This is a genomic window from Sphingobacterium paucimobilis HER1398 (assembly GCF_000416985.1).
Lineage (GTDB): Bacteria > Bacteroidota > Bacteroidia > Sphingobacteriales > Sphingobacteriaceae > Sphingobacterium > Sphingobacterium paucimobilis.
In genome coordinates this window covers 152,922-171,808 of sequence record NZ_ATDL01000012.1, presented here as the reverse complement: position 1 = coordinate 171,808, position 18,887 = coordinate 152,922, and the positions used below count along the sequence as shown (strand labels likewise).

Genomic DNA, 18,887 nt, shown 5'->3' with positions numbered 1-18,887 from the left:
CTGTAAAACGCTAGATAGGGGAGGCTATCTGCATGAGTAATGCGGTAAGCCAACCGGCGTATGTGCCTATAGCGTAGCTGAAAACAGCTAAAATAACGCCTACTGAGATCAATGAGGGGTGGAATGCGGCTGAGGTTACAGAGGCTGAAGCGACTCCGCCGACATTGGCCATGCTCCCTACTGCAAAATAGAAAAAAGGTACTTTAAATATTTTGCCTACAATCAAAAGGAGTAGGGCATGAAAGGACATCCAGATGATACCTACAACAAATAGTCCGAGGTTGTCCGCTATGGCGGAAATATCCATCTGCATGCCGATCGTGACAATAAGCATATACAAGAGTGTAGAGCCTAGTTTTGAGGCACCAGCATGTTCGAGTTCCTTGGCTGGCGTAAAAGAAAGCGCTACTCCTATTATGGTCGCAAACAGGATGAGCCAGAAAAAACCACTGGTCAATGAAAATTGCTCTAAATGAGGGTAGTTGGTCGCAATGAAGTTAGCTATTGGTTCTGCTAAAAATGTAGCTAATCCCGTACCTCCAAAGGCTATAGCCAACATGATAATATAATCTTTTGTCTGTGGCGTCCGTGCATTGGCCTGAGTCTTTGCCTCCATTTTTTGCATGAGATGATCGACATCTCTGGAGTCCGCTTTGAAGAATTTATCAAATTGTTTTGCCTTACTGGCTCCATATAATAAGAAAGCCATCCATAGATAGGCTACAAAGGCGTCGACTGCGATTATAGAAGAAAATAGTCTTGGCGATGGTTGTAATATTTCTTTTAAAGCGACTTGATTCGCACTGCCGCCGATCCAAGATCCTGCCAGTGAACCCAGACCTCGCCATACTTCGTCCGGACCGACTCCGCCTACGACTTGAGGTGCAAATAAAGATACGATCCAAACCGCTAATGGCCCACCCAATACTATCCCTATTGTACCCGTGATAAACATTAAACCAGCACGCTTTCTCAATGCCCACATTTCTTTGAGGTCCAGGCTGATTACGAATAGTATCAAACAGGCTGGCAACAGGTAGCGACTGCCTACGCTGGTCAAAGGCGAATTGGCACCATCAAATACATGAAGGGAATTAAGGACGCCTGGAAGAAAGTAGCACAGCAGCAATGGTGGGATTACGTTGTAGAAGCCCTTGATATACTTGTTTGATAAGGAGGACGTATAGAATACGATCCCAAGGATGGTCATAAGAATGCCTACGATAACGGCAGTATCAGTAATTAAAGGTTGTACAAGCGCTGTTTGGTTGTCCATTTTTTGTAATTAGTTGTTTTTTTGACAGTGGCTACAGATCTCGTTATAGAAAACCACTGTTCTGGTATTTGAATATATGTATTTGCTTAAAAAAATTGTGGTCGCTAATCGGATTGGTAGGGACCGTTGTTTTTTAATTTTTTGTGAATTTATAGATTTCTTTTGATAAAAGTGGTAACGAATTCTTTACTATTATGCATTTGCGTTGGTAATAACTGGATATTATTATAACTTTAATTTCCTATTCAATAAAACTATGAATTTTTCTAGACGAGATTTTTTAAAAAGTAGTGGTATAGTGCTGGGCAGTATGCCCTTTATTTCTCTTGCAGACCAATTTGGAGCTACCAAGGTGATCAAGGTGGGCTTAGTAGGTTGTGGCGGAAGAGGAACTGGTGCTGTTGTTCAAGCATTGGCTGCGGATCCCAATGTGGTGGTCACTGCATTGGCAGACGCTTTTCAGGATCAGATAGACCAAACACTTCTTATTCTGAATAAAAAAGATCCAAAACGGACGGATGTGCCTGCCGAAAGACAGTTTGTGGGGTTTGAGAGCTATCAGGGTTTGATAGATTCGGATGTGGATGTCGTACTGTTGTGTAGTCCGCCTAATTTTAGACCGGATCATTTGGCGTATGCCGTAAATGCTGGTAAACATATTTTTTGTGAAAAACCTGTTGCAGTGGATGTCCCTGGATTGAAGCGAGTCATGGAGAGTGTACGTATATCCAAGGAGAAGAAGCTCAATCTGGTTTCGGGATTCTGCTTCCGTTATTCTACACCCAACCGTGAAATAATGAAGCGTATCCAAGGGGGAGATATAGGTGATGTCAAGTCTGTTACGACTTTTCGTTATGGTGGAGAACTGACCTTGAAAGAACGTAAAAGTACATGGACAGACTTTGAATATCAATTGCGTAACTGGTATTACTTTCAGCGCTACGCATCAGACCTGATCGTCGAGCAATCTATCCACAGTGTGGACTATATGAACTGGATCATGGGCAATAAGCTGCCTAAAGTGGTGAGTGCTACAGGAGGAAGACAAAGCAGGTCATGGGAGGCGATAGGCAATACGTTTGACCACTTTGCGGTGGAGTACGACTATGGTGATGGCGTGAAAGGGATGCATTTCTCGAGACAGCAAAATGGTACAGAGTCACGTAATTCGGTAGAAGTTAATGGTACAGCGGGTTTTGTCGATGTTAATATCATGAAAAACTATAATATCCATGGTACTAAAGCTTTTGCATATGATGGCAAAATAAATAATATGTATCAAACACAGCATGACGAATTGATGGCCGCTATCAACAAGGGCGAGTTTGTCAATGATGGTGATTTTATGGTGAACTCGACGTTATTGGCTATCTGGGGGAAAATAGCTGCTTATACGGGCAAGCGTATTTCTTATGAAGATATCATGAACTCGAAGGAGGAATTAGGCCCTCATTCTGATAACTATAACTGGTCGATGTCACCGGATGCAACACCTATCGCACAGCCAGGATTTAAACCTTTTGTATAGATGAAGAGGAGAGGTATACGTGTTTTGGTCGTCGGCTGTGGTAACATGGGGGCCTCGCACGCGAAAGCTTATCATGATTCTGAAGAATTTGAGATAATAGGTCTGGTGTCAAGAGGATCTAGTAAAGAACAACTCAATTCGGATTTGGGAACGAACTATCCTTGTTTTGACGATTATGAAACAGCCCTTGAGGCGACCAAACCTGAAGCAGTGTGTATTTCGACATACCCCGATACCCACGAAGCTTACGCAATTTTGGCGTTTGACCATGGTGCGCACGTTTTTATAGAAAAGCCGCTGGCAGATACAGTCCTCGGTGCTAAGCGTGTGGTCGAAGCTGCCATTCGAGCGAACAAGAAATTGGTCGTCGGGTATATTCTTAGGTACCATCCGTCTTGGATGCGATTTATTGAGGAGGGCAGGAAGCTGGGGACGCCTTTGGTGTTTCGGATGAATCTCAATCAGCAAAGCCAAGGTTATATGTGGGATGTGCATCGAAATCTCATGCAAAGCTTGAGCCCTATTGTGGACTGTGGGGTGCACTATATCGATGTGATGTGCCAGATGACTGATGCCAAGCCTGTGGCGGTATCGGCGATTGGAGCAAGACTTACAGATGATATCCCGGATGACAATTATAACTATGGACAGCTACAGATAACATTTGACGATGGGAGTGTGGGCTGGTACGAAGCAGGCTGGGGACCGATGATGAGCCAGACGGCTTTCTTTGTTAAAGATGTTATCGGGCCCAAAGGATCGGTTTCTATTGTCGCCAAGGATGCCTCTAGCGACGGGCAGTCTGATGCTGTAGAGGCACATACGAAGACGGAATCGATACGGGTCCATCACGTGGACCTGGACCGTGCGAATAAATTTGTCAAACCTGATGAATGGATTGACTTGACGGATGAGCCCAACCACCAGGAGCTATGCAATAGGGAGCAGCGTTTTTTTAGTGAAGCGATCCTGGAAGACCTCGATCTGGCAAAATCGATGGATGATGCGATTAACAGTTTGCAAATAGCACTGGCCTGTGATGAGTCGGTACGGACAGGAAATAGGGTAAGACTCTAACGAAGTATTATTTCTGTGCGACGATTACGTTGTTTGCCTTCGGGACTGGTATTGTCGCTGATTGGTTTGGTATCCCCGTATCCGATGCTTTTGACTCTGGATTCGGGGATTCCTTTTTCAAGGAGATAGGCCGATATCGCTGAAGCTCTGTTTTCTGAAAGGCGCTGGTTGTGCGCTTTGTTGCCTGTATTGTCGGTGTGCCCCGCAATCTCTATATTGACAGTCCTGTTAAGTTGCATGAATCTTAGCAGCAGCTGTAGCTCTGAAGCAGAGCTTTTGAGAGGAATAGAACTGTCCGTGTCGAAATAGATATTATTCAATTGTATTGTGTTTCCTTTGCGGATAGGTTGCAGGAATACATCTTTCTTAAACACTTCGTTTTTTAATGCTGTGTCAGAAATATCATACTGTCTGGAATCAAACATATAACCTTCTTTATGGACATGTACTGCGTAGTTGGCACCTACGGGAAGTGTCGCGATAAACTGTCCGTCCTGGTCATCTGATTGGTCCAGGTAGACGACCTCTAGGTTGTGTGTGTTGGTCACTGAAATTGTTGCGGATAAGGTCTTTTTGTTTTCAGCATCATATATTGTGCCCTGTATGTAGGCTACGGGGATAGGCTGGAGTGGCTTGGGGATGTTCACGCTGTAAATATCCAGTTGGCCTGAAGAATCTGCAGAGGCCATGTAGCCTAAGGTGCCGTTCATAGTCACATGTATGGCGGTTTGATCATAATTGTTATTGATCGGGGCTCCCAGATTTATAGGAGTGCTCCATTGCCCAAGACTGTCAAGCTGGGTTTTGAACAAATCATAGCGACCAAATCCAGGCCATCCTTCGGAGGCAAAGTACAGCGTCTTGTTGTCCGGATGTATATAAGGGGATCTTTCGTCAAATGCGGTGTTGACTTGAGGGCCAAGGTTTTGTGGGGTTTGCCATTTTCCATCTGCGGACAGTTCGCTTTTCCAAATGTCACTGCCACCCATGCCGCCTGGTCTATTGCTGACAAAGTACAGTGTTCGTCCATCAGCGGATATAGCAGGCTGAGCTTCCCATCCTTTGGTATTTACAGGATAGCCTAAATTGTGGGGGGCACTCCATGTGCCATTTTCGAATTTAGATACATAGATGTCGCAGCTGCCCAGTCCATTGGGACGGTTACATCCGGTAAAAAAGAGGTATTTGCCATCGGGAGATATGGAGTGTGCGCCCTCATTAAACAATTCCGAATTGATTGATCCAACTAGTTTCTGTGCTGTAGACCAGTTTTCTTCGATTAGATTGCTTTCGAAAAAGTTCTCCTGATTATTGCTTTTGCGTGTGAAAATTAGACGTTTGCCATCTGCTGTTAATTTGGGGAAGTACTCATCATCCGTCGTATTGACCGTAGCGGGGAGACGGTGGACCTGTACGGAGTCTGTCTTATGATGAAGGAGTGCAAATTGACAGTTGTCCATATACTGCTGCACTTTTTGTCTGCTTTTTGCCGAAAGTTCTCCCTCCGCATAGCGGGAGAGGTTGGTCAATGCTTCTTGATACGCCGCGTTTGCCAATTGAGATTCCCCCAGACCGAATAACGTCAGTTTTGTTAGATTTGGATCTATCTGTAATACCTTCTTGTAAAGAGGGATGGCTTCTGTGTATTTATTCTCGGAACGATAGAGGTCTGCCAATTGTTGGTAGGCAGTGGCAAATTGAGGATCCAGTTCTATAGCTTTTTTTAGCTCATCGATTGCCTTTGCTCTATTCTGAAGAGCGAGCTGTTTAGTCGCATTTTCATAGGCAATTTGCGCTTTTCTATTGGTCGATGGCTTCTGGCCAAAGGAGAGGTTGTACCAACATAATAGCAGTAAAAAACAGATTAGCTTAAGGAATGACTCCATTTTTGTACTTATTTTTAAATCGCTTAGAAACCTTTACAACTAGAAATGTCCAGTTCGTTGGCTATTAAAAATATAAAACTTTCTTTAGAATACCTAAACCTAGGGGATGTTGAGAAACTTGTGTGTCTGTAGAGATATATCCCAGTGGGGGTTGTCTTTGACGTATTCAATAATAAGAGGAGTGATTTCAGTCGCTTTGGACCATTCGGGCTGTAGATATAGCCTGCAGTTTGGTCCGACCATTTTAGCGTGCTCTTCTGCCCATTTGAAATCACTTTTATTGAAGACAATGACCTTGAGTTCGCCTGCAACCTGAAGCACCTCCAGTTTGGGCGCTTTGAATTTTTTGGGAGATAGGCAGATCCAATCCCAGGTGCCGCTGAGCGGATAGGCTCCGGATGTCTCGATGAATGTTTTGATCCCTTCGTCTTTGAGTCTTTGTGTTAAATAATCTAGATTATAGATCAAAGGCTCGCCTCCGGTAATAACCACTGTTTTTGCGGGATGCTTTTTTGCGTTTTCTACTATTGTCTCTGCGTCAGTGAGGGGGTGCAGTTCGGCATCCCAGCTTTCTTTCACATCGCACCAGTGACAGCCGACATCACAGCCTCCTAGGCGGATGAAATAAGCAGCTTTACCAGTGTGGAATCCTTCTCCTTGAATCGTGTAAAATTCTTCCATTAATGGAAGTTTTGAGCCGTTTTCGGGAACTTGATGTGACATTGTGTTGAATTTAACAGGGGGCAAAGTTAATATAAATAAACCAACGATTGGCTATTTAAAAACTTTAAATTCTGCTGTTGTATTTTTATTACGAAAATATTATATTTGATACAGTCCACTTGGACACATCTATCTATGCTATGAAAATGAAATGGAACATGCTCCTACTAATGGGCCTGTTTTGTTGGATGAATAGCGTTTTCGGAGAGGGGTCAAAAGATTTGTACCCTGATAAGGTTGAAGGCAATCGGGCTTTTTTAGTCTCATTGCCTGTTGGGAGGGATGCTTTCGCCAATAGAGCTGCGCATTATGTCTACGCTGTGGAAGGGGAGACTATTGCAGTCGCCTCAAGCGCCCAAAATATTGGGCAGGGCAGAATCTGGATAACTTCTCCAGATGGAATTCAATATCAAACAGATGCAAATGATGTAGGCCGTATTGTAGCCATGGACGGCTCCAGCCGTAAGGCTGAACTGGCTGGGCCTAGAATCGGCTATACCCCGTTTGAAGTGCCTGTAGGCATGGGGCAGACCGGAATATGGTCTATCGAATTCAGGTCTCCTGATGATGACCCGCGTAGTATAGCGCTGACCGAAGTACCGAGTGTCAAAGCTGATGCAGACTGGACACAGCATAGGATAGGAAGTCTTATTGCGGCCTGGGATGTGTCGGTTCGGAATAGGGATAATACAGCTTGGCTGGCTGGGCGAGTTTTTGTCTCTATCCTGCAGTTACATATCTCAAGAGAGAGCTTGGCGCAGCGGGATGGTGCTTTTTACGGACAAAACTATGTGTTGACAAACGATGGATATATTTACCACGTCAATGGAAATGGGAGTCATGGTGTTGATTTTGCCTATTTTGTTAACAGTTCGGGCATTTTGGACAGGAAAGGTACGCCTACCTACAAAAGTGCCAATCAGCAGTCTGTCGCACTTTTTCATAACCCCAATGAAGAGGATCAGGGACTTCACGTCACCCACAAAATGTTTTATAATTTGCCGGATAGCGGGATGCCAAAGGAGAGTCAGGGGGCATTTCCAGGAGGTAAGAGCTGGCTTTTTAATACGCAGCAGGTTATATCAGTCCAGGATATTGGGATAGTTCGAGAGAACGGTGCTGGCAATCAACTTCGTAAAGAAGGTACTTTTTTGAGTTTTCAAACCAATTGTAAGGGCCGTTATAAGGTTGTTATAAGTTCAAAATCAACAAACATACTTTTTGCGAATCGCGAAATCACGGTGGAAGCCAAGGAGGGGGTAAATCGCTTTTTTTGGGATGGGCTGGATGGTGATGGTCGTTTTGTGCCCGAGGGAACTAACTATTCGATAGGTATTTCGGTGTCCTTGATTAAAGGAGAAATACATTTTCCTTATTTTGATATGGAGATTAATCCCAATGGTATCATTGTGGATAGGATCAATATAGATGGCAGTACGCACAGTGATGCTGTTATGTTTTGGGACGATTCGGATATCACAGGGGGACAACCAAGCGAGGTGTCAAGACCTCGGGTCAATAAGGTAGGCACTCCCAGTCGCGTGGATGGGCATCGCTGGGGCACCTATAGGGAGACCGAGCACATACAAGGGACTACTAACAATGGGTATGGGGCTTTCAGTTATGGGAATGACCGCGTGATGGATACATGGACTTATGCAAGTCTGCTGCAAGCCGAAGTCGTAGAAACCATTAGTGTAGGGGAGAAAGTTCCTGTAGACGAGGGGGAAGCATTTCCCGAAGTAAAGGAACAGTATATTACGTTATATCAGGGCAAAGAGGCTATTTTTGATCTGGTTGTTGAAAGGAGAAATGACGCTACTCCAACGAAAATCGAGATTGTAGATTCTCCTGTGTATGGTCAGCTTGTATTGACTGGTACGACAGCTACGTATACGGTCACGGATGCGACTTATGTCGGTACGGATGAGTTTTCTTATCGACTGGCTGCTGAGGGTGACACCGCAAAGGTGGCCAATAAAGTATATCTACAGATACTAAGAACGGCTCCTGTGGCAAAAGATGATTCGTTTGAAATAGTATACAATACCGCTCAAGTGTTGGATATCACCAATAATGATTTTGTTGAACATACTTATTTGGATAAAGAAAGTATACGTATTCTGGAATATCCCAGCCAGGGGAACCTTTATAAAGATGCAGACGGAGGGTGGATCTATGAAGCGTATGATCAATACGTGGGGACAGATAGATTTACCTATCAGATCAAGGATGGCAATGGCAATTGGTCAAATATTGCCACTGTTACTTTACAGGTAAAAGGATTGTTCATTCCGAATACGATCACTCCTAATGGTGATTCTAAAAATGATACATTTGAGATTATAGGACTTTCTGTTTTTGATCAGGTCGAAGTCAGTGTATTGGATCGTACAGGACGAATTATTTTTGCATCGAGCAATTATAAAAATGATTGGATCGTCCCATCAAGTGTGACAAATGGAGTCTATTTCTACGTGTTCAAGGGGAGTAGATATGGACAACGCCCCGTTGTTAATAAGGGGGCGCTTATGATATTGACTTCGGCAACTGGTTTTGCGAAATGATGATTGTATCAATGCCATTCTTCGCGACCGAGTGATTTTTGCCCTGTTGTAGGTATCGGCGTAAATTCTGCTTCGTTTATTTTTAAATTGGATAGCGAAGGTTGACCGGCATCTATCCAGGCGGAGTACCAAAATGAAGCGACTTGCAGTATAGAGGCCCTTAGTCGTCTCTCTACCATTCCATTGAGCGACTGGTGGTAGCGTGTGGCATAGGCATCCGAGTAAGTGTATATTAATTGACTGTTTCTTTCTATATATCCCTTTCTCTCCGATTCTTTAAATAATAGTGATAGCTCCTTTTCAATGTGTAATACGGAATCTACCAGGGCATTGCTCGCTCTAACTATTTGCCATGCCGTTTTCAGTGGGTCAGCCACATAATCAGCACTTTTTATGAAGTAGTTGTAGTCTTTGGAAAACATTTCGGGCAGTCTTGTCTCCCAAAAAGCATGTATGCCGATCTGATCGGTGTATTGGCCATTGTAGTTGCTGCTGGTGTGTAATGGTACATGGGCATCGGCTATGTAATGCCCAAGGTCGGCACTGTGTTGAATGATTTTCCTTTCATTTTTGACTTTAAAAGCACTGACAAGGTTTTGATAGGTTCTGACAATCTGCCAAGGTACGACGCCCTGTGCTATCAATCTGCGCTCACTGAACTTTTCTACAGCTTTACTCCAGTGTATGGGGAGTGTGTCAATATCCTCATAGCGATCCAAATCAATGAAGTGCCGGGGGCTCTCCACGGTGTCTATATAGCAGCGCTTGTCCGCATCAACAGCTTTTTCTGTTATGATCTTGATGTTTTTCTTGAAGAAGAATGCCATGTCTGTTGGCAAGAGAAAGACGGCCGTTTCGTTTATCTTTTTATGTGCATAGAAACCCCAAGATGAAAGTGAAATGCTCAGGAATACACCGATAGCCAGATATATAGTTGGTTTCATAATGTATTGGTTATAAGCTTAAAGGTAGTGAAATAAAAGGCTTAACCATAATTTAATAAATGAATGGATGTCAAATGAAAAAAAAACAGTATTTTCGATTTACTATAGATGAAAAATGAAGATATTGTACGCCATACAAGGAACCGGAAACGGGCATCTTTGTCGAGCAATGGATGTAATCCCCTGCTTGCAGCAATTTGGTGAAGTGGACGTATTGATTAGCGGTATTCAAGCGGATATTCCTTTGCCTTTCGAGATAAAATATCGACTACATGGATTGAGTTTTATTTTTGGTAAGAGCGGCGGAGTCGATTTATGGAAGACTTTTATGAGCTCCACCATACGGAAGTTTATCCAAGAGATAAATTCTGTGCCTGTAGAAAAGTATGATCTGGTTATCAATGATTTTGAACCTATTACAGCATGGGCCTGCCATACAAAGGATATACGCTGTATTGGATTGAGTCATCAGATTGGAGCATTGCACCCGGACAGTCCCAAGCCGGAGGAAGGAGATCTGATGGGAAAATTCATCATGAAAAATTATGCGCCGGTATCCGATGCTTATGGCTTCCATTTTCAATCTTATCATAGATCCGTATACACTCCAGTGATACGAGAGTCTATCCGCAATCTGGAACCAACGAACGACGGGCACTATACGGTATATCTGCCGTCCTATGATGATGCACATTTGTTAAAACATCTGACTAAGTTTGAAGGTGCTAAATGGGAGGTGTTTTCTAAGCACAACAACAAGTCTTTGCGCTATAAAAATGTCAGCATCAATCCTATTAATAGTGAAGCTTTCATAAAAAGTATGGCCTCATCAGAAGGGGTATTGTGCGGTGCTGGTTTTGAAACTCCTGCAGAAGCGCTGTATCTTGGTAAAAAGATCCTCGTTATTCCGATGAAGAATCAGTACGAACAGCATCTCAATGCTGCTGCTCTGGAAAAAATGGGAGTGCCTGTCATCAAAAGCCTGAAGAAAAAATATGAATATGATATTGAGCTATGGCTCAATGATAATAGTCACGTAAGGGTGGATTATCCCAATCATACGATGTCTATTATAGAAACAATTGTAAATAACCATAAATGAAATTTAAAGTAGCATGTGCTCTTGCCCTTGTTGGCGGAGCTTCGTTGTGTATTACCAATGCGCAGACAAGTACAAAAAAGACACCCGTAAGAGCTAAATCGAGTACGCAGTCTGCGACACGATCTTCTCCTAAAAAAGCTGTTCCCACGAATGCGGTGGTTTTAAAGACGGATAAAGATTCATTGTCTTATGCTTTGGGTACCGATATCGCGAGATCGTTGAAAGCAAATGGGTTTGAACTGGATTTGAAAATGTTGTCCGAAGGCATATCGGCTTATTTCAAGGGTAGTGGAGTGCTATTGACTGAAGATCAGAGTTCGGAAGTAATTCAATCCTCTATGCGTAAGATGATGGAGCAGAAGAATGCAGAGCTCCGCAAGCCTGGAGAAGATTTTCTTGCCAAGAATAAACTGAATCCGAATATTAAAGTGACCGATGAAGGTGTGCAATATGAGGTGTTGGTCCAGGGGGAAGGTGCACAGCCAACTGCATCGGACGAGGTGCTGGTTCATTATTTAGGAACCCTGCCCAATGGTGATAAATTTGACAGTACTTATGATCGCAATGAACCGCTAAGTCTCCGTTTGACCGGAGTGATCAAAGGTTGGCAAATAGGGATTCCTTTAATGAAAGTGGGATCTAAATTCAGGTTTTTCATTCCTTATAATTTAGCTTACGGAGAGCGTGGCACAGGGGGAATTCCGCCATTCAGTCCGTTGATTTTTGAAGTAGAATTGTTAGAAATCAAGGGTAGAGATGCAGCTGAATAAGCTGGGGAGATCTGAACTGAAAGTGTCGGCTCTCGGTTTTGGAGCCATGTCTTTGTCCCTGGAAGATAGACTGTCTGATTTGCAGTTGATCCAAACTGCTTATGAGGAGGGGATCCGTTATTTTGATACTGCAGACCTGTACGCCAAAGGGGAAAATGAAAAGCTCTTGGGAGAGGGGATAAAGGAATTTAGGAAGGATATCGTATTGGCTACGAAAGTGGGCAATGTCTGGAATGAGGACGGTCGTGGATGGGGATGGAATGTTTCTAAAGCTTATATCCATACGGCAATAGATGCTTCATTGAAGCGGTTACAGACTGATTATATCGATCTCTATCAATTGCACGGGGGGACCATAGGGGATGATTTTGATGATGTAGTAGATACTTTTGAAAGGTTAAAAGAGGCAGGAAAAATCAGAGCTTATGGACTTTCTTCTATCAGGCCTAATGTTTTTAAACCGTATGCCCAAATGGGGAATATGGTGTCCAATATGATGCAATTCAGCGTGTTGGACACGAGACCTGAGGAGTATCTGGATTTCTTAGAAGAACAACATGTCGGTATCATTGGGAGAGGGACCTTGGCACAGGGAATGTTAATAGACAAAGCTGCTAAAGAATACCTGGGGCTTGATGCAGGCACAGTGGCTGATGTTCAAACCAGGGTCGCACAGGTAGCTTCTGAACAGGGCGTATCGACTATTGCTGTTGCACTCTTTTACGTATTGCGGCATGGTGCAGTGAGCAGTGCATTGATTGGAGCGCGTACTGTTTCGCAGTTTAATGAGTTGATGAGTGCCTATAGGGAGATGGAAGGACTGGACGGAGATAAAGTAGCCGCATTGGGAGTTCCCTTGTTCTACACATCACATCGATAATACAGTTGAGGCTAAATGCCATTAGCCTCAACTGTTGAAATATTTTCTTATAATGTGCTGCAGGTCTTCTGGTGTGTCTATCGCATCGTTTGTATGGTTTGACACAGCTGTATGTATGTTGTAACCGTTATCCAGCCAGCGCAATTGTTCGAGACCTTCCATGGCTTCCAAATCGGAATAAGGCAGATTGGCAAGCTCTGTCAGAATATTGACTCGATAGCCATATATTCCGATATGGTTGTAGTAAGGGCGTGATTTTAACCAATCTTCTTTTTTTGTTCCTCTCAAAAAAGGAATAGCCTGTCTGGAAAAGTAAATAGCTTGTCCATCTTTACGCAATACGACCTTGGGTTTGTTTTCATTGAATAATTCATCTATGTCTTCCACCTTACGAACCAATGTCGCTATCTGGGTGTCGGGCTGCGCAAAACACGAACTCAATAGATCAATTTGCTGTGGATCAATGAAGGGTTCGTCACCTTGGATATTGATAACGATATCAAATCCTTGAATATTTTCAATGACCTCTGCGCACCGGTCGGTTCCGGATTGATGTTCCCGTTTTGTCATGACAACATTTCCTCCAAAACTCTTGATATGGTCATATATCCGTTGATCATCTGTAGCAACAATAACTTCACTTAAAGAGGATGTATGCTTGGCTTGATTATATACCCGTTGTATCATGCTTTGCCCAGCGATATCAACCAGCGGTTTGCCGGGAAATCTAGTAGAATCGTATCGCGCAGGGATAATTCCTATTGTTTTCATGTTTTTTTACTATGTATTGTCGAAAATTAGCAATAAAAGTCGAATAAACTACCTTTGTATGAATAATAACCTGTGTAATTATTGAAAATATCGTATGGTTAAGTCTTTGAAGAGGTATAAAGAAAAAGAGACTCCGGTTTTAGGGAGCCTCTCTATCTGTTGATGTGTGCTTATTTCTTAATGTATAAAAAGAAGTTCACGTAGTTTTGGCAATGGCCATTTGGAGTCATCGACTATCTTCTCCAGTTTGTTGACGTGATAGCGTATTTCATCGAAAAATGGTTTTACAACTTCATCATATGCAATTGCCTTTTCGCGCATGTCTTCTATCGTATTTGCTTTTTTACGTGCTTGACGCATTTCTTCGGATTGTTCTAGGATTGTATTTGCATGCTTGGAAATACGTTCTACAAGATTTAGTTGAGAAGAATACGCTTCTTTAGGCAGACCCAGATCTTTTAACCCTTTAACATTTTGGATTAATTCGTTCTGGTAGGTAAAACATGCAGGTGCGATGTGGCTGTTGACCACCTCTCCAATAACCCGTGCCTCTATCTGTAGTTTTTTATAGAAGTTCTCGAGTAATATCTCATGACGAGCTTCGGATTCACGTTTGGAGTAGATGCCAAGACGCTCGAATAGCGCTATAGTTTCGTCTTTGATATATATATCCAGGGATTTAGGCGTAGACTTGATATTAGACAGTCCTCTTTGCTCGGCTTCTTGCGCCCATTCGTCACTGTAACCATTGCCCTCGAAACGGATTGCTTTAGAATCTTTAATATACTTGCGCAGTACATTGAGAATAGCCAGGTCTTTTTTCGTTCCTTTTTTTATTTGTTTGTCAACCTCTACTTTGAATTCGATAAGCTGCGCTGCGACTATAGCGTTAAGCACAGTCATAGGGAGTGCTGAGTTGGCTGAAGAACCAACAGCACGGAATTCAAACTTGTTGCCTGTAAAAGCGAAAGGTGAGGTGCGGTTACGGTCAGTATTGTCTAATTTTAATTCCGGTATCTTAGGGATGCCATGCCAAAGATTAGCTTCCGATTTAACTTTTTTCGCTACTCGAGCCGATTCTATCTCATCTAAGAGTTCGTCAAGTTGCGATCCTAAAAAGATAGAGATAATAGCCGGAGGCGCTTCGTTGGCACCCAAACGATGATCGTTACTGTGGCTGGCGATAGAAGCGCGTAGAAGGTCTGCATATTCATATACGGCTTTGATTGTATTTACAAAGAACGTCAAGAACATCAGGTTTGTTTTCGGTGTTTTTCCTGGAGAGAGTAAATTGATCCCCGTATTGGTTATTAGTGACCAGTTGTTGTGTTTTCCAGATCCATTAACGCCAGAATATGGTTTTTCATGAAGCAATACTTTGAAGTTGTGCCGTATTGCCACCTGTTCCATCACATTCATGAGCAATTGATTGTGGTCAATCGCAAGGTTGATTTCCTCAAACATCGGCGCACATTCAAATTGAGAAGGAGCTACCTCATTATGGCGTGTCTTCAATGGAATACCTAATTTAAGGGCTTCATTTTCTAAATCGACCATAAATGCGAGAACACGCTCGGGAATTGCACCAAAGTAGTGGTCTTCCAGTTGTTGTCCTTTAGCCGACATATGGCCAAAAAGGGTACGGCCTGTCAACTGTAAGTCCGGACGAGCATTATAAAGAGAAAGATCAACCAAGAAGTATTCTTGTTCTATTCCAAGGGACGTATTTATCTTAGTGACGGCCTTGTCAAAGTATTGGGCTACATCAGTCGCAGCCTTGTCAATAGCATTGACGGCTTTTAGTAAGGGAGCTTTGTAGTCTAATGATTCACCTGTATAGGAAACGAATACGGTGGGAATACATAGGGTTTTTCCGGCTGCAGATTCATAGATGAAAGCAGGGGAGGAAGGGTCCCAGGCTGTATAGCCACGAGCTTCAAAGGTATTTCGGATACCACCATTAGGAAAAGAAGAAGCGTCAGGCTCCTGCTGTACAAGAGCATCAGCAGTGAATTTTTCAATAGCATCACCATTTTCATCCGGTTCGAAAAAAGCATCGTGTTTTTCAGCAGTGCTACCTGTTAATGGTTGGAACCAGTGCGTATAGTGCGATACGCCATTTTGTAAAGCCCATGTTTTCATGGCCTGGGAGATGAACTCGGCGATCTCACGAGAGATCGGTTCGCCTATCTCAATTGCTTTTGTCAACTCCTTGAATGTATTCTTTGGTAAGAAATCTTTCATTTTGTTGCTTGTGAAAACATTTTTACCAAAAATAGTAGTAGCTCTTTTGGTGACAACCTTTTCTTCTGGCAATGCATGTCTAGAAGAGGCTGCATTTACGGATTCGAATCTGATGTTTGACATTTTTTTGTGGTGTTGGTTGTGTTTTTCTTGTTGCTGTTGTGTTTTGTTGTTCAAAAATACAATGATAATTTTATTTTTTTTTCATTTTTTTAAATAAAAATGAAAAAAGCTCGAGAAAATACTTTTTCTCGAGCTTTTTTGTTGTTTTTTATGTGTGTTTTTGTGTTATTGTTGGTCAAATCCCCAGTCTATTCCTTTTTTTGTTGCCGGAACTCCTGATTTTATCCATTTTGCAGCAGGTTTTCCTTTTAAGAAGTGGTCGAAAAATTGACTTTGACGAATTTGTATGTCTTTCCTGTTTTGACGTTGTATCAAATTATGATCATCTCCATTATAGTTAAGTAACCATGCGGGCTTGCCTAATCTCCTTAGGGCAGTAAACATCTCGATCCCCTGATACCATGGCACAGCTCCGTCATTGTCATTGTGCATGATGGCGACAGGAGTAGTTACTTGATCCATAAAGAAGAGGGGAGAATTCTCTATATAGAGATCTCTGTCTTCCCAAAGGGTAGCTCCTAAGCGGCTTTGTGTTTTTTCATATTGAAATTGTCTAGACATACCGGTTCCCCAACGGATACCACCATAGGCAGAGGTCATGTTGACAACAGGAGCACCTGTCCAGGCTGCCGCATACATGTTTGTTCTGGTGATGAGATGGGCTACTTGGTATCCTCCCCAGCTCTGCCCTTGGATGGCCATTTTTGTAGAATCTACCCACGTATTTTTTGCAAGATAACGCATTCCAGAGTTGATATACTCTTCGGCAGATTTTCCGGGATGTCCTGTTTGGTAATGGATGTCCGGTGCGAATACCAGATATTCATTACTGACATAATAGGGAATATTGAGCCTCGACGGTGTAGGGGCGGGAGCTTGATAAGTATAAAGACCTTGTGATAGTGTCTCGTAGAAGTAGGCAATAATAGGGTACTTCTTGTTTGGATCAAAGTTCTCCGGCTTATAGAGTATGCCTTCAGCCTGATGTCCATTAGGAGTTGTCCATGCGATTAATTCGGCTGTTCCCCAGTTGTATTCCTCTTGTTGAGGGTTAATGTCAGTCAGGCGCTGCTCGATTTTAAAGTCCTTGTTGACATATAGATCAGGACTGGAGGTGTAGTTCTCCTTAGTATAGATATATACTTTACCGTTTTCGTCTGTTTTGAAGTTTTTGAATGTGAATTTATCCTGTATAATCTCTTTTGGATTTTGCTTCTTTGCTGGCATCAGGGAGAAAATACCATTCTCCTTGTTTGTTTCATTGAAACTGGTAAGCCATAAAGCTGTGTTTTCTTTTATTTTGGCTGTTCTGTTTCTCGGAGTGCCGTCTTTTATTAACAACGCCCTAAAGACAATTTTATTGGTTCTTCCAAATTGATTGGTGATCGATTTTTGTTTTTTTCCATCCAGCGAAAAATACCAGATGTCGTATCGATCATTGATATAGATTCCTTTATTGTCTTCCGCCCATGCGGCTATACCATAAGATGGAGATGCTGTAGGCATGTCGTTTTCTTCATTGGCGAATCCAACTTGTAAGCCTTTGTTGAGCAGCTGTTCGTTTCCACTTGCTATCTCGTGACTGTACCAGTTGCCATTTGTTTCATCAAATAGGACGATATAGCTTGCGTCAGGAGACAGGTGTGCCTGCCCTTGCCATTTTGATTTAATGATTCTTTTTTCGCCTGTACGTGTAGATATAGCATACACGTCCTGCAGCTGGTAGGCTTGCCATTGGTAAGCGATTCTATTGCCAGCGGTAGAAGTCGCCAGTATCCATTCTTGTGTAGCGTCGTCGGTGTAGGAGGTGCGGTCAAAGCTGTCATCTATCAGTGCGATTATCTGACCCGATTGTAAGTTGTAGACTGCGTCATAGCTTTTGCCTAAATCCCGCTTTAGGTTGACGAGCTGTTGTGTCATAAGGTAGTCGTCCTGCCAGTGCCATATATCTACTTTTGCATTTTCAAATTCTACCAGTGTCGTGTCTTTGACCGGGGGGATGGGGGCTAGCCCAAAAAATAGTCTGTCTGACTTTTGATCAAAGCCTAATTGACCATCTCCTGATACGTACCATTCCGTCGGAACTCCTTTCGTGTTTTTGTCCACGATGATGTGCGCACTGTCTTGTTGCCCGATATTATATAGGTACAGTTTGAAATCCTTTTGTAAGGCTTTATCAGGGCTTTTGTCGGCTAAAAAAGACAGTCGATTGCTTTGGTCGTCAAAAAGGATGTTTTTATAGACACCTTTTCCGTTGCTGATTTTTTTTACCGATTTCTTGGCAAGGTCATAGAGGTAGAGCCCATCGATGTCCGAACTGTCTTTTGGTCCTGTTTTTTTTGTGAAAGCGAGGTATTTCTCGTCATTGCTAAAGAAATAGCTGTCGGTTTTCCAGAATTGGACAGTGTCTTTTTTATACAGATTATAGAGCACCAGTACGTTTTCCTTTTTGGCGGGTGGGGTCTTTTTAGCGTTACTGGAGGAGTCTGTCTTGTTTTTGGTGCTGTCCGTCTTTTCGGTGCTCTTGGCAATATCTTGCGTATAGGCGAGGTAGTTGGTCGCATCATAGGCAAGTTTGTAGCTTTTAATAGGACCGAATGTTACTTGTTCTCTGTTTTCAAGTTTGAAGATTGTCAAAGTGTCCTTAGGGAAGTCTTCGCTTTTCTTCTTTTTTATTTTAGCCTCACGGGTGTCTTTGAATGCAGGTTTTATGAGTGTGATTAAAAAATCTTCTCCTTTTGTCATTTTGGGAGCGGTACCTCTTTCGAAACGTTGGAGTAACCTGTTCTTTTGATCTTTTAATTCGACATAGCCGTCACCTTCTTGAGGGGATACGGTATAGAAGATGTGGTTCCCAGATTTTGAAATGTCTGCACTAGAAATGTTTTTCCATATATCATAGCTGGAATGATCTATTGGTCTTTTTTGAGCAACAAGACTGGGAAGTGTCATGCTGCAAAGAATAAACATTGATACGGTTTTCTTCATTGTAATAA

13 protein-coding genes are annotated in these 18,887 nt (G+C 42.8%); 6 read left to right on the top strand and 7 right to left on the bottom strand.

Annotation, left to right across the window (positions count from 1 at the left end; genetic code table 11):
* Positions 1–10: 10 nt before the first annotated feature.
* Positions 11–1,276 carry a DUF819 family protein gene (locus tag M472_RS31085; RefSeq protein WP_021069800.1) on the bottom strand — a complete coding sequence of 422 codons (1,266 nt, stop codon included), beginning with the start codon at positions 1,274–1,276 and terminating at the stop codon, positions 11–13.
* Positions 1,277–1,532: 256 nt separating this feature from the next.
* On the opposite strand from M472_RS31085, the gene M472_RS31080 reads away from it, so the two are divergent.
* On the top strand, positions 1,533–2,804 hold the full coding sequence (locus M472_RS31080; RefSeq protein WP_021069799.1) for a Gfo/Idh/MocA family protein: 1,272 nt from the start codon (positions 1,533–1,535) through the stop codon (positions 2,802–2,804).
* Entirely contained in the window at positions 2,805–3,881 is a 1,077-nt protein-coding gene (locus M472_RS31075) for a Gfo/Idh/MocA family protein (protein WP_021069798.1), read from the top strand.
* Here the strand turns inward: M472_RS31075 and M472_RS31070 are convergent.
* Together M472_RS31070 and M472_RS31065 are read right to left on the bottom strand one after the other, a co-directional pair.
* Positions 3,878–5,767, bottom strand: a complete 1,890-nt coding sequence (locus M472_RS31070; protein ID WP_021069797.1) for an OmpA family protein — start codon at positions 5,765–5,767, stop codon at positions 3,878–3,880. The genes M472_RS31075 and M472_RS31070 overlap by 4 nt on opposite strands.
* A 99-nt stretch (positions 5,768–5,866) precedes the next feature.
* Positions 5,867–6,490, bottom strand: a complete 624-nt coding sequence (locus M472_RS31065) for a 7-carboxy-7-deazaguanine synthase QueE (RefSeq protein ID WP_021069796.1) — start codon at positions 6,488–6,490, stop codon at positions 5,867–5,869.
* Positions 6,491–6,630: 140 nt separating this feature from the next.
* On the opposite strand from M472_RS31065, the gene M472_RS31060 reads away from it, so the two are divergent.
* Positions 6,631–9,057 (top strand): T9SS type B sorting domain-containing protein, encoded by a 2,427-nt coding sequence (locus M472_RS31060; RefSeq protein WP_144062689.1) that lies wholly within the window; start codon positions 6,631–6,633, stop codon positions 9,055–9,057.
* Positions 9,058–9,065: 8 nt separating this feature from the next.
* Here the strand turns inward: M472_RS31060 and M472_RS31055 are convergent, their stop codons facing one another.
* The gene (locus tag M472_RS31055; protein ID WP_021069794.1) at positions 9,066–10,001 is read right to left on the bottom strand and encodes a zinc dependent phospholipase C family protein; all 936 of its coding nucleotides are present in this window, start codon (positions 9,999–10,001) and stop codon (positions 9,066–9,068) included.
* 115 nt (positions 10,002–10,116) lie between these two features.
* On the opposite strand from M472_RS31055, the gene M472_RS31050 reads away from it, so the two are divergent.
* The 3 genes from M472_RS31050 to M472_RS31040 are packed head-to-tail and all read left to right on the top strand — an operon-like array spanning position 10,117 to position 12,753.
* A complete protein-coding gene (locus tag M472_RS31050) occupies positions 10,117–11,103 on the top strand; it encodes a glycosyltransferase family protein (RefSeq protein ID WP_022829305.1) in 987 nt (328 codons plus the stop codon).
* On the top strand, positions 11,100–11,873 hold the full coding sequence (locus tag M472_RS31045) for an FKBP-type peptidyl-prolyl cis-trans isomerase (RefSeq protein WP_021069792.1): 774 nt from the start codon (positions 11,100–11,102) through the stop codon (positions 11,871–11,873). The genes M472_RS31050 and M472_RS31045 overlap by 4 nt, the downstream gene beginning before the upstream one ends.
* Positions 11,860–12,753 (top strand): aldo/keto reductase, encoded by an 894-nt coding sequence (locus tag M472_RS31040; RefSeq protein WP_021069791.1) that lies wholly within the window; start codon positions 11,860–11,862, stop codon positions 12,751–12,753. The genes M472_RS31045 and M472_RS31040 overlap by 14 nt, the downstream gene beginning before the upstream one ends.
* 27 nt (positions 12,754–12,780) lie before the next feature.
* Here M472_RS31040 and kdsB read toward each other — a convergent pair whose 3' ends face one another.
* The 3 genes from kdsB to M472_RS31025 all read right to left on the bottom strand — a co-directional run bounded on the left by kdsB (position 12,781) and on the right by M472_RS31025 (position 18,879).
* Entirely contained in the window at positions 12,781–13,524 is a 744-nt protein-coding gene (gene kdsB / locus M472_RS31035; protein ID WP_021069790.1) for a 3-deoxy-manno-octulosonate cytidylyltransferase, read from the bottom strand.
* Positions 13,525–13,701: 177 nt separating this feature from the next.
* Positions 13,702–15,891 (bottom strand): glutamine synthetase III family protein, encoded by a 2,190-nt coding sequence (locus M472_RS31030; protein ID WP_031301553.1) that lies wholly within the window; start codon positions 15,889–15,891, stop codon positions 13,702–13,704.
* Between the two features lie 165 nt (positions 15,892–16,056).
* Complete coding sequence (locus M472_RS31025; RefSeq protein WP_031301551.1) at positions 16,057–18,879, bottom strand: S9 family peptidase; 2,823 nt, start codon at positions 18,877–18,879, stop codon at positions 16,057–16,059.
* Positions 18,880–18,887 lie beyond the last annotated feature (8 nt).

Bases quoted from the DNA above. Each gene is read 5' to 3' on its own strand.
- M472_RS31085 (WP_021069800.1), bottom strand. From the start codon at position 1,276: ATGGACAACCAAACAGCGCTTGTACAACCTTTAATTACTGATACTGCC.
- M472_RS31080 (WP_021069799.1), top strand. From the start codon at position 1,533: ATGAATTTTTCTAGACGAGATTTTTTAAAAAGTAGTGGTATAGTGCTG.
- M472_RS31075 (WP_021069798.1), top strand. From the start codon at position 2,805: ATGAAGAGGAGAGGTATACGTGTTTTGGTCGTCGGCTGTGGTAACATG.
- M472_RS31070 (WP_021069797.1), bottom strand. From the start codon at position 5,767: ATGGAGTCATTCCTTAAGCTAATCTGTTTTTTACTGCTATTATGTTGG.
- M472_RS31065 (WP_021069796.1), bottom strand. From the start codon at position 6,490: ATGTCACATCAAGTTCCCGAAAACGGCTCAAAACTTCCATTAATGGAA.
- M472_RS31060 (WP_144062689.1), top strand. From the start codon at position 6,631: ATGAAAATGAAATGGAACATGCTCCTACTAATGGGCCTGTTTTGTTGG.
- M472_RS31055 (WP_021069794.1), bottom strand. From the start codon at position 10,001: ATGAAACCAACTATATATCTGGCTATCGGTGTATTCCTGAGCATTTCA.
- M472_RS31050 (WP_022829305.1), top strand. From the start codon at position 10,117: ATGAAGATATTGTACGCCATACAAGGAACCGGAAACGGGCATCTTTGT.
- M472_RS31045 (WP_021069792.1), top strand. From the start codon at position 11,100: ATGAAATTTAAAGTAGCATGTGCTCTTGCCCTTGTTGGCGGAGCTTCG.
- M472_RS31040 (WP_021069791.1), top strand. From the start codon at position 11,860: ATGCAGCTGAATAAGCTGGGGAGATCTGAACTGAAAGTGTCGGCTCTC.
- kdsB (WP_021069790.1), bottom strand. From the start codon at position 13,524: ATGAAAACAATAGGAATTATCCCTGCGCGATACGATTCTACTAGATTT.
- M472_RS31030 (WP_031301553.1), bottom strand. From the start codon at position 15,891: ATGTCAAACATCAGATTCGAATCCGTAAATGCAGCCTCTTCTAGACAT.
- M472_RS31025 (WP_031301551.1), bottom strand. From the start codon at position 18,879: ATGAAGAAAACCGTATCAATGTTTATTCTTTGCAGCATGACACTTCCC.